Source organism: Pedococcus sp. NPDC057267 (assembly GCF_042668795.1).
In the GTDB taxonomy this organism is placed as follows: domain Bacteria; phylum Actinomycetota; class Actinomycetes; order Actinomycetales; family Dermatophilaceae; genus Pedococcus.
Genome location: NZ_JBHUYG010000072.1, coordinates 1 through 7,943 on the forward strand (window position 1 = coordinate 1; position 7,943 = coordinate 7,943).

Consider the following 7,943-nt stretch of genomic DNA (forward strand, 5'->3'; position numbering starts at 1 on the left):
GCCCCAACCGGGGCCGCACGGCATTCGTCGTCATGGGGGAGCGGGGCGGCGTCTCGGGGGTCGATCGGCGTCTCACGCAGTGGGAAAGCGGTTCCAAATAGTTGGACGTCCACGTAATCTCGGAGCATGGCGCGGCAGCTGGTGATTCTTAGCAGCCGCGGCGAGTTCCGGTAGTCAGCCAGCTCGCCGCGGAGATCCCGCCGTGCGTGGCTGACAGCGGCCCCCTGGAACCCAGGGCTGGCCCCCGAAACCCCAAGAACCCGAATCCCTGTCCGCACAGGGAGATCCGCGAAGGAAGCGATCGTGATGAGCGAAGAGGCCCAGAAGGCACGTCAGGCACTGCAGGAGTCGATGGACCTGCGCGAGCAGGGTCACTCGGACGACTGAGACCCTCCACAGGGTGGCCTGCGCGCCACCCCCGACGAACGGCCCCCGATCCCCGCGATCCGGGGCCGTTCGTCATCTGAGACAGAGATATCGCATGGCAAGACGATCCCTAGGCTGGCTCCCATGACCTCCGACTCCGCCACGACGTCCTCGACCGACACCGTCGCCCTCGCCGTCATCGGCGGCGACGGGATCGGCCCGGAGGTCGTCGCCGAGGGCCTGAAGGTCCTCGAGGCGGTCACCGCCGGGAGTGGCACCAAGTTCCACACCACCGAGTACGACCTCGGCGCCCGCCGCTGGCACGCCACCGGTGAGACGCTGCCCGACTCGGTGCTCGAGGAGCTTCGCGGCCACGACGCGATCCTGCTCGGCGCGATCGGTGACCCGACGGTCCCGAGCGGCGTCCTCGAGCGGGGGGTCCTGCTGCCCCTGCGGTTCGCGCTCGAGCACTACGTGAACCTGCGGCCGGCCAAGCTCTACCCGGGGGTCCAGAGCCCGTTGGCCGTGGAGCGCGTGGCCCCTGACGGCATCGACTTCGTCGTCGTGCGCGAGGGCACCGAGGGGCCGTACACCGGCAACGGCGGTTCGCTGCGCACCGGGACCCCGAACGAGATCGCCACCGAGGTCAGCGTCAACACGCGCTTCGGCGTCGAGCGGGTCGTCCGCGACGCCTTCGCCCGCGCCCAGGCGCGCCCCCGCAAGCACCTGACGCTCGTGCACAAGCACAACGTGCTCACCCACGCGGGCCACCTGTGGCGCCGCACGGTCGAGGAGGTCGGGGCGGAGTTCCCCGACGTCGAGACGGCCTACCAGCACGTCGACGCGGCCACGATCTTCCTGGCCACCGACCCCGGTCGGTTCGACGTCATCGTCACCGACAACCTGTTCGGCGACATCATCACCGACATCGCCGCCGCGATCGCCGGGGGCATCGGCCTGGCCGCCAGCGGCAACATCAACCCCGACCGGACGGCACCGAGCATGTTCGAGCCGGTCCACGGCTCGGCCCCGGACATCGCCGGGCAGGGCAAGGCCGACCCCACCGCGACGATCCTCTCGGTCGCCATGCTGCTCGAGCACCTCGGGCGGCCGGAGGAGGCTGCACGGGTCGAGGCCGCCGTGGCGGCGGACCTCGCCGAGCGGGGCAGCTCGGTACGCAGCACCACCGAGGTCGGCGACGCGGTCGCCGCCCGGCTCTAGGCCCCCGGCGGCGCCCGCCTCTCCTGCCCGACGCGCCCGGCCGGGCAGGTAACCTCGGCAGGAGAACCCGCACCGTCGCAGGAGGACTCCATGAGCCAGACCGCCGCCCCGCTGACCTTCGAGGTCACCCGCCGCTCCGACCCGCGGCCGGACGCGGAGCGCGAGGCCGTACTGGCGAACCCGGGCTTCGGGACCACCTTCACCGACCACATGGTCACGGCCACGTGGACGCGCGGCGAGGGGTGGCACGACGGCAGGGTCACGGCGTACGGGCCCATCACCCTCATGCCCTCGGCCGCGGTCCTGCACTACGCGCAGGAGATCTTCGAGGGCATGAAGGCATACCGGCACGCGGACGGGTCCATCTGGACGTTCCGCCCGGAGGCCAACGCGCAGCGGATGCTGCGCAGCTCCACGCGGATGGCCCTGCCCCAGCTGCCCGAGGACGACTTCCTCGCCTCGCTGCGCGCGCTCGTCGAGGTGGACCAGGCGTGGGTGCCGGCGTACGACGGCGGCGAGAAGAGCCTGTACCTGCGGCCGTTCATGTACGCGTCGGAGGCGTTCCTGGGCGTGCGGCCGGCCGCCGAGGTGACCTACTCGGTCATCGCCTCGCCGGCCGGGGCGTACTTCAGCGGCGGCATCAAGCCGGTCACGCTCTGGCTCTCGGAGCACTACGCCCGGGCGGGGGAGGGCGGCACCGGTGCGGCCAAGTGCGGCGGCAACTACGCCTCGTCGCTCGCAGGCCAGCTCGAGGGGATCGAGCACGGCTGCGACCAGGCGGTGTTCCTCGACTCCTCCACGCACACCTACGTCGAGGAGCTCGGCGGGATGAACCTGTTCTTCGTCACCCGCGACAACCGGCTGGTCACGCCCGAGCTGACGGGCTCCATCCTCGAGGGCGTGACGCGCTCCTCCGTGCTCGAGCTCGGCAAGGAGCTCGGGCTGACGGTCGAGGAGCGTCGCGTGCCGATCCAGGAGTGGAAGGACGGCGCCGCCTCGGGCGAGATCGCGGAGATCTTCGCCTGCGGGACGGCCGCGGTGATCACGCCCGTGGGCGAGATGCGCTGGGACGGCGGCTCGTGCGACCACCGTCGCGACGGGCAGGACATCGGCGAGGTCACCTCGACCATCCGCACGCGCCTGCTCGACATCCAGTACGGCCGCACCGAGGACACCCACGGCTGGATGACCCGGCTGGTGTGACTCCAGCCGCCGGCCGGGTGTCCCCAACCGGCGATTGCTCGCGTGCTGTGCGTCGCCCCACCACCCGGGGCAACGCACAGCAGCGCCGGCCCCTCCCTCGGACGGAGGGCCGGCGCCCACCATCCGGACGCGGCATACCACTGGCCGGACGGGCCTGTCACCATGGGCGCATGACGTCCTGGCACGTGGCCACCGCCACGGTGATTATCGGCTAGCGCGACGAGAACCCTCTCGTCGCGCAGACCTCCCGTACCCGGGGGGTCTTTCTGTTTGTGGAGCACGGCCTGTTCGTGCAGCACACACTGAGGCGACGCCCCGGCCCACCCCGTGCCGGGCGTCGGGCGCGACGACGAGGACGCTGTCACCAGGACGACGACCCGGACCGCCCCCGCGGCGGTCCACCCGCGGACACGGCCCCGAGGAAACGATGATGAGCGACCTGCACGTCTACGACACGACCCTGCGCGACGGCGCGCAGCAGGAGGGGCTCAACCTCTCCGTCGCCGACAAGCTAGCCATCGCGGCGCACCTCGACGAGCTGGGTGTCGGCTTCATCGAGGGTGGCTGGCCGGGCGCGAACCCCAAGGACACGGAGTTCTTCGCCCGGGCCCGCACCGAGCTGCAGCTGCGCAACGCCGTCCTCGCGGCGTTCGGCGCGACCCGGCGGGCCGGCGGCGTCGCCGCCGACGACCCGCTGGTCCGCGCCCTGCTCGACTCCCAGGCGCCGGTGGTCACCCTGGTGGCCAAGTCGCACGTGCGGCACGTCGAGTCCGCGCTGCGCACCACCCTGCAGGAGAACCTCGCCATGGTGCGCGACACGGTCTCCTTCCTCGCAGGCGAGGGTCGGCGCGTGTTCCTCGACGCCGAGCACTTCTTCGACGGGTACGCCGCCGACCGCGCCTACGCGCTCGAGGTGGTGCGGACGGCGCTGGAGGCGGGCGCGGAGGTCGTGGCGCTGTGCGACACCAACGGCGGCATGCTGCCCGGCCAGGTGGCCGACGTCGTGGGGGACACCGTCGCGGCGACGGCCGGCCGGGTCGGCATCCACTGCCACAACGACACCGGGTGCGCGGTGGCCAACTCGATGGCCGCGGTCGAGGCCGGCGCCAGCCACGTGCAGGGCACGATCAACGGGTACGGCGAGCGCACCGGCAACGCCGACCTGCTCACCGTCGTGAGCAACCTGCAGATCAAGCGGGGCCTGCCGCTGCTGCAGCCCGAGCGGCTGCGCGAGGCGACCCGGATCGCCCACGCGGTCAGCGAGATCACGAACATCCCGCCCTACTCGCGCCAGCCCTACGTCGGCGCCAGCGCCTTCGCGCACAAGGCCGGCCTGCACGCCAGCGCGATCAAGGTCGACCCCGACCTGTACCAGCACACCGACCCGCAGCACGTCGGCAACGACATGCGCATGCTGGTGTCGGACATGGCCGGGCGCGCCTCCATCGAGCTCAAGGGGCGCGAGCTCGGTTACGACCTCTCGGGCGACCCGGAGCTGCTGGCCCGCATCCTCGCGACGGTCAAGGAGCTCGAGCTGCGCGGGTACACCTTCGACGCCGCCGACGCGTCCTTCGAGCTGCTGCTGCGCCGCGAGGTCGAAGGCGCCACGCACGACTTCTTCAACGTCGAGTCGTGGCGGGTCATCACCGATGCGCGCGGCGACGAGGACGCGCTCTCCGAGGCGACGGTGAAGGTCGTGGCCGGTGGCCAGCGGGTCGTGGCGACCGGCGAGGGCAACGGTCCCGTCAACGCGCTCGACCACGCGCTGCGCCAGGCGCTCGTGCCGGCATACCCCGAGCTCGACAAGCTCGAGCTCATCGACTTCCGCGTCCGCATCCTCGACGCCGCGCACGGGACCGACGCCGTCACCCGCGTGCTCATCGAGACCTCCGACGGCTCGACCTCCTGGGAGACCATCGGCGTGGCCGGCAACATCATCGAGGCGTCGTGGCAGGCGCTCGTGGACGGCGTCACCTACGGGCTCGTGCGAGCGGGCGTCCCGGTCCGGTAGCGCCGGGAGGCGGCTGCCCCGACGGGCCCGGCGCGCCCCGCTGCGCGCGTCGGCTGGGCGCCGACCGCTGCCGGGACGAAGTCGAGCACCGGCCGGTCCTGGCGCAGGGGGGGTATGCCGGGACCAGCCGGTGCTCGGAGCGCCATGGCGTCTGCGGGGAAGCCTGGCGGTGGAGCGCCGACCGGCCCTCAGGGGACGTGGACCGGTCGGCGTACTCCTTACCTTCGCCCATGCGTGGCGGCGAAACCCGGTGCCGCCGTCGCAATTCGCCTAGTGCATGGGGATCAGTGCGTGCCGGGCAGCCACAGCGAGACGCGGGTGCCGCCCTCCGGGCGGGGCTCCACCGAGCACCGACCGCCGGCCAGGGTGGCCCGGTCACGCATGCTCGACACGCCCCGGTGACCGGGCAGCGAGGACTCGACGCCGTCGCCGGGACCCACCCCGTCGTCCTCGACGAGCACCTGCAGCCCGTCGTCGACGCCCGACACGAGCACCCGGACGTGGGTGGCGCCCGCGTGCTTGAAGGCGTTGGTCAGCGCCTCCTTGGCGATCCGGTAGGCGACGGCTCGCGTGGACTCGGGCACCTCCGGCTCGCCGGTGCCGTCGACGGAGCGCACCACGTCGGTGCCCTCGAAGACCTCCTCGGCGGCGCGGACCAGTGCGGGAGTGACGCCCTCGTGCAGGTCCGGCGGTTCGAGGTCGAAGAGCAGCGCGCGGAGGCGGTCGGTCGCGCCACGCACGCTCTCCTGCAGCCCGTCCAGCTCGGGCAGCAGGTCGGGCGCGTGCTCGCGCAGCCTGCGGCGCAGAAGGCCGAGCCGCAGGTCCACGGCGGCGCAGGCCTGCACCGGGTCGTCGTGCACGTCCGCGGCGATCCTCGCCCGCTCGGCGTCCTGCGCGTCCACGAGGCGGGTGAGCAGGGCCGAGCGCTGCTCGACGAGGTCGCGCAGGGACGCCTCGGCGGCGACGCGCTCGCTGATGTCGCGCTGCACCGTGGCGAGCGCGAACGGCTCGCCCGTGCTGATGTCGCGCATCAGGAAGCTGGCCACCGCGACGGGGATCGAGTCGTCACTGGCCCAGCGCTTGAGCGTCGTCTGGCCTTCCCAGTGGCCGTCGCGGACGACCGCGGGCTGCTCGACCTCGACGGAGGCGACCAGCCCCTCGGGCGTGAGGTAGTCGGCGATCGTGGTCCGGCGGACGTCGGTGTCCCCTGGCATGCCGATGAGCGCCCGGCCACCGGGGTTGAGGTACTCCACGGTGCCGTCGAGCGAGGCGATGGCGATGAAGTCTGGGGAGGCCTCGACAAGGGCCTTGAAGCGGCTGAGGTCGGAGGCAAGTCCCTCCACGCGCCGCCGGTCCGCCGCGGCAGCGGCCTCACGCGCCCGTTGCTCCGTCACGTCCGTGGCCACGCCGACCGCGCCGGTGACCTCCCCCTCGTGGTCGACGAGCGGCTCGAAGTGCAGCGCGAGCCGCCGGCCCTGGAACTCCCGCTCCCCGTGGAAACGCTCGCCGGCCAGGGCCTTGCTGATCGCCTCGGTGGCAAGCGGGTCGTCGCGGTACACGTCGAAGAAGCTCTGGCCGACGAGCTCGTTGTGTCCCAGCCCGATGGCCATCAGCCCGGGCCCCACCGAGAGGGTGCACCGCCCGTCGGCGTCCATGCCGAAGATGACCTGGGGTCCGACATCGGCCCCGTCGTCGATCGCGAGCCAGTCGCCCTCTGCCATTGCCCGTCCCCTCCACGTCCCGACCCGCGGTGGTCGCCGGCCCATCGTAGGCACTGCGAGGCGGGGCGCGCCGGATGAGCGGGCGCCCCGATCGGGAAGAAAAGGCGACCGACGCCCGGCCCGGCAGCCCGCCTGGGAGGCGCCGGACGCCCGGGTTCAGCGACGGGTCAGGGTGCGCAGGGCGCCGGCTGCGGTCTCGGTCGCCAGGACGACCTCGCCGGCCGCGCACCGGGCCAGGAGGTCCGGCAGGGCCTCGCCGATCTGGCCCTTGGTGAGGTAGCCGACCGCTCCCGCGCGGACGACGGAGGCGACGGTGCTGGCCGTGCCATCTGCTGAGACCGCGACGACGACAGGGGCCCCCGGCAGGGCGGCGACGGCCGCGACGGCTCCCGCCCCACCCCCCGGCATACGGATGTCGAGGAGCGCGAGGTCCACCGCGAGCTCGGACGCCAGGCGGAGGGCGTCCTCACCGCTGGACGCCTGCGCGACCACGGTGAACCGGCCGTCGGACTCGAGGACGTGCACGAGCGCGGCGAGCACCTGCGGGTGGTCGTCGGCGACGAGCACGCGGAGCGGGGACACGGACATTCCTGACGCGACGAGGGGTTTCGGTGGCAATTCATTCTGCCGCCCAAGGGGTGTCTCGATGCCGGTGCGCGCGCTTCCCGGCCGGTAGTGCATGGATACTAGGCGCGGAGGTGGTGTCGTGAGCGAAGGGGCCGAGGTGACACAGGACGCCGGGGTGGGGCAGCCGATCCGTGTCGTGATCGTCGACGACCACGAGGTGGTGGCCGCCAGCCTGGCGCGCGTCCTCGACGACGAGCCGGACGTGATGACCGTCGGGCTGGCGAGCAGCATCGCCCAGGCCCGGGCGAGGGTGGTGTCGGCCGCACCCGACGTGCTCATCCTCGACCGGCGGCTGCCGGACGGCGACGGGGTCGAGGCGATCGCCGGCCTCAAGGCGCTGAGGCCCAGCATGAACGTGCTCGTCCTGACCGGGTCGAGCTCGGACGACGTGCTCGTGCGCGCGCTCGAGGCGGGCGCGGCCGGCTTCCTGTCCAAGACACGCAGCCTGGGCGAGGTGACCAGTGCCGTCCGGGCCGCGGCCCAGGGCGAGGCGACGATCTCCCCGGAGATGCTGGCGCGACTGCTCCCGAAGCTGACCCGCACCCCGGCGCCCGGCCCCACGCTCACCCGGCGCGAGGAGGAGGTCCTGGCCATGCTCGCGCGCGGGCTGTCCAACGCCGCCATCGCGGCCGAGCTCGTCGTCAGCGTCAACACGGTCCGCAACCACGTCTCGAACCTGTCGGCCAAGCTCGGCGCGCACAGCAAGCTCGAGGCGATGTCGATCGCCATCCAGCGCGGCCTGCTCTCACCCCCCGGCTGAGCGGGCGCGGGGGGGGGGGGGGGGGGGCGGCCCC

The 7,943-nt window shown here is 72.8% G+C and carries 6 protein-coding genes; 4 read left to right on the plus strand and 2 right to left on the minus strand.

Annotated features, from left to right (window positions below; genetic code table 11):
• The first annotated feature begins 510 nt into the window (after nucleotides 1-510).
• The 3 genes from ACFUC1_RS14715 (at nucleotide 511) to cimA (ending at nucleotide 4,801) form a co-directional block, all read left to right on the plus strand.
• The gene (locus ACFUC1_RS14715) at nucleotides 511-1,587 is read left to right on the plus strand and encodes a 3-isopropylmalate dehydrogenase (protein ID WP_379121033.1); all 1,077 of its coding nucleotides are present in this window, start codon (nucleotides 511-513) and stop codon (nucleotides 1,585-1,587) included.
• Between the two features lie 90 nt (nucleotides 1,588-1,677).
• Nucleotides 1,678-2,790 carry a branched-chain amino acid aminotransferase gene (locus tag ACFUC1_RS14720; RefSeq protein ID WP_379121035.1) on the plus strand — a complete coding sequence of 371 codons (1,113 nt, stop codon included), beginning with the start codon at nucleotides 1,678-1,680 and terminating at the stop codon, nucleotides 2,788-2,790.
• A gap of 430 nt (nucleotides 2,791-3,220) precedes the next feature.
• Nucleotides 3,221-4,801, plus strand: a complete 1,581-nt coding sequence (cimA, locus tag ACFUC1_RS14725) for a citramalate synthase (protein WP_379121037.1) — start codon at nucleotides 3,221-3,223, stop codon at nucleotides 4,799-4,801.
• 284 nt (nucleotides 4,802-5,085) lie between these two features.
• On the opposite strand, the gene ACFUC1_RS14730 is transcribed toward cimA, so the two are convergent.
• Together ACFUC1_RS14730 and ACFUC1_RS14735 are read right to left on the minus strand one after the other, a co-directional pair.
• Nucleotides 5,086-6,522 (minus strand): PAS domain-containing protein, encoded by a 1,437-nt coding sequence (locus ACFUC1_RS14730; protein WP_379121040.1) that lies wholly within the window; start codon nucleotides 6,520-6,522, stop codon nucleotides 5,086-5,088.
• A 156-nt stretch (nucleotides 6,523-6,678) separates the two neighbouring features.
• Complete coding sequence (locus ACFUC1_RS14735; RefSeq protein ID WP_379121042.1) at nucleotides 6,679-7,104, minus strand: response regulator; 426 nt, start codon at nucleotides 7,102-7,104, stop codon at nucleotides 6,679-6,681.
• Nucleotides 7,105-7,228: 124 nt separating this feature from the next.
• Here ACFUC1_RS14735 and ACFUC1_RS14740 point away from each other — a divergent pair, with 124 nt between their 5' ends.
• Complete coding sequence (locus ACFUC1_RS14740; RefSeq protein ID WP_379121044.1) at nucleotides 7,229-7,909, plus strand: response regulator; 681 nt, start codon at nucleotides 7,229-7,231, stop codon at nucleotides 7,907-7,909.
• Nucleotides 7,910-7,943 lie beyond the last annotated feature (34 nt).